Annotated in this window: 2 protein-coding genes; both read right to left on the bottom strand. The window is 73.8% G+C overall.

The window, feature by feature from the left end; translation table 11 throughout:
* Positions 1-272: 272 nt before the first annotated feature.
* A complete protein-coding gene (locus FOE67_RS22505) occupies positions 273-1139 on the bottom strand; it encodes an ABC transporter permease (protein ID WP_182666670.1) in 867 nt (288 codons plus the stop codon).
* Positions 1136-2152 (bottom strand): ATP-binding cassette domain-containing protein, encoded by a 1017-nt coding sequence (locus tag FOE67_RS22500; RefSeq protein WP_182666669.1) that lies wholly within the window; start codon positions 2150-2152, stop codon positions 1136-1138. Before FOE67_RS22500 ends, FOE67_RS22505 begins: the two co-directional genes overlap by 4 nt.
* Positions 2153-2549: the final 397 nt, after the last annotated feature.

Genomic DNA, 2549 nt, shown 5'->3' with positions numbered 1-2549 from the left:
GGCGGGGACTCGGCACGTCGCGACGGCGCGACGCGGTGATCGGCGCGGCGCCGGGGCCCCTCCGCCGGGGCCCGGGGCGCGTCACATGAGCCGTTCCCCTCCGAGGGGTCCGTCACGCGGCGGGAAGCGGTCGGTTTTCCGCCGGCGCGGGGCGGTGCCGGCGCGGCCAACCCCGCTCGCGCGGGGGGACGTTGGTGCCGGGGGCGGCCCGTGCCCGAACGCCCGCGGGCCGGAAGGGGACACACCCCTTCCGGCCCGCGGGGCGCGCGGTCTCAGCCGGCGGCGGCCTTGTACTTGCGGACCGCCAGGGTGCGGAAGACGGCGATGATCAGCACCGAGTACAGCGCGGAGGCGAGCACCGGGTTCTGCATCGGCCACGCGTCGGGGGCCTGGTAGCCGGGCGGCAGGTTGCCGAACAGTTCGCGGACGGCCAGGACGGTGGCGCTGAAGGGGTTCCACTCGGCGACCGGCTGGAGCCAACCGGGCATGTTCTCGGAGGGCACGAAGGCCACCGAGATGAAGGTGAGCGGGAAGAGCCACACCAGCCCGCCGGAGGTGGCGGCCTCGGGGGTGCGCACCGACAGGCCGATCAGGGCCCCGATCCAGGTGAAGGAGTAGCCGAGGAGCAGCAGCAGGGCGAAGGCGAGCAGTGCGGAGGGCACGCCCTCCTCGATCCGCCACCCGACCAGCAGCGCCACGACGGTCAACACGACCAGGATCAGCGCGGTCTGCACCAGATCGGCCAGGGTCCGGCCGGTGAGGACGGCGCCCCGGGACATGGGCAGCGACCGGAAGCGGTCGATGATGCCCTTCTGCATGTCCTCCGCGATACCCGCGCTCGCGCCGGCGGTGGCGAAGGTGACGGTCTGCGCGAAGATGCCGCCCATCAGGAACTGCCGGTAGGTCTCCGGGTCCAGGCCGGCGCCCGGGATGTTGATCGAGCCGCCGAAGACGTAGGAGAACAGCACCACGAACATGATGGGCTGGATGAGGCCGAAGACCACGACCTCGGGGATGCGCATCATCCGCAGCAGGTTGCGCTGCATGACCACCAGGGAGTCCCGCAGGCCCTGCCGCATGCCGACGCGCTGGTCGCCCGTGTGGGCGGACCCGGTGGTGGTCTCGGTGGTGGTGCTCATCGCGGACCCTCCTCGGTGGTCGCGGTTCCGGGCACCCGGGCGCCGGCCCCGGGGTCGGCGGCGAGGTCGGGGTCGTCGGCCGCACGGCCGGTGAGCGAGATGAAGACGTCGTCCAGGGTGGGACGGCGCAGGCCGATGTCGTCGATCGCGATGCCCGCCGCGTCCAACTCCCGAATGACCTCCACCAGCAGCTTGGCGCCGCCGACGGCGGGGACGGTCAGCCGGCGGGTGTGGGTGTCCACGCCGGTCTCGCCGTCGCCCAGCCGGGCGAGGACGGCGCGGGTCTCCTCCAGCCGGCCGGCGTCCCGGACGATGACCTCGACGACGTCCCCGCCGCTGCGGCGCTTGAGCTCGTCGGAGGTGCCGCGGGCGATGATCCGGCCGTGGTCGACGACCGCGATGCTGTCGGCGAGGTGGTCGGCCTCCTCCAGGTACTGGGTGGTCAGCAGCAGGGTGGTGCCGCCGGCGACCAGCTCCTTGATGACCTCCCACAACGCCTGGCGGTTGCGCGGGTCCAGGCCGGTGGTGGGCTCGTCCATGAACATCACGGGCGGGCTGATCACCAGGGCCGCGGCCAGGTCGAGCCGCCGCCGCATGCCGCCCGAGTAGTTCTTGGCGATGCGGTCGGCCGCGTCGGCGAGGTTGAAGCGCTCCAACAGCTCGTCGGCGCGACGGCGGGCAACGGCGCCCGGGAGCTGGTAGAGGCGGGCGACCATGCGCAGGTTCTCGCGGCCGGTGAGGTACTCGTCCACGGCGGCGAACTGGCCGGAGAGGCCGATCGAGCGGCGCACCTCGTTGGGGTGGGTGAGGACATCGAGACCGGCCACCTCGGCGCGCCCGCTGTCGGGGCGCAGGAGGGTGGTGAGGATGCGGACGGCGGTGGTCTTCCCCGCGCCGTTGGGCCCGAGGAGGCCGAGCACGGTGCCCTGGGGGACGTCGAGGTCGACACCGTCCAGGGCACGGACGTCGCCGAAGGTCTTCACCAGCCCCTCGGCATGGATGGCGCCTGGCATGTGAACTCCCGAAAGGGGGTGTGAGGGCGGGTTCCGGACCCGCGGTTCGGGTGATGGACGGACAACGGATGCGCGCGCGGACGCGGCCCGCCGGTGGGAACCCGGCGGCACGCGGGGGCGTGCCGGGACGGCGGACACCGGCTCAGCATATCGCGATGTATCGCGTTCGACGGGGTACCCCGACCCCCGGGGCCACGATGCCCGGAACATCCCATCCGACCACGAAAGCCCCCGGGTCACACGCCGGACCGGTGCGCACCGGAACCGCCCGGCCCCCGACACCGGACGCACCGCGCCGCGCCGGCCGTCGGCGCGGCGGCGCCGTCCCCCGCGCGACGCCGCCGCCCGACGATCCCACCCGCGAACCGTAGCCCCCGGCACCGACAATCGCCCCCGG

Source organism: Streptomyces calidiresistens (genome assembly GCF_014141525.1).
GTDB classification, from domain to species: domain Bacteria; phylum Actinomycetota; class Actinomycetes; order Streptomycetales; family Streptomycetaceae; genus Streptomyces; species Streptomyces calidiresistens.
The sequence above is the reverse complement of the archived record's forward strand: the minus strand, read 5'-3'. Positions and strand labels throughout refer to the sequence as shown.

Coding starts and splice junctions, on each gene's coding strand:
- FOE67_RS22505 (WP_182666670.1), bottom strand. CDS start 1,139: ATGAGCACCACCACCGAGACCACCACCGGGTCCGCCCACACGGGCGAC.
- FOE67_RS22500 (WP_182666669.1), bottom strand. CDS start 2,152: ATGCCAGGCGCCATCCATGCCGAGGGGCTGGTGAAGACCTTCGGCGAC.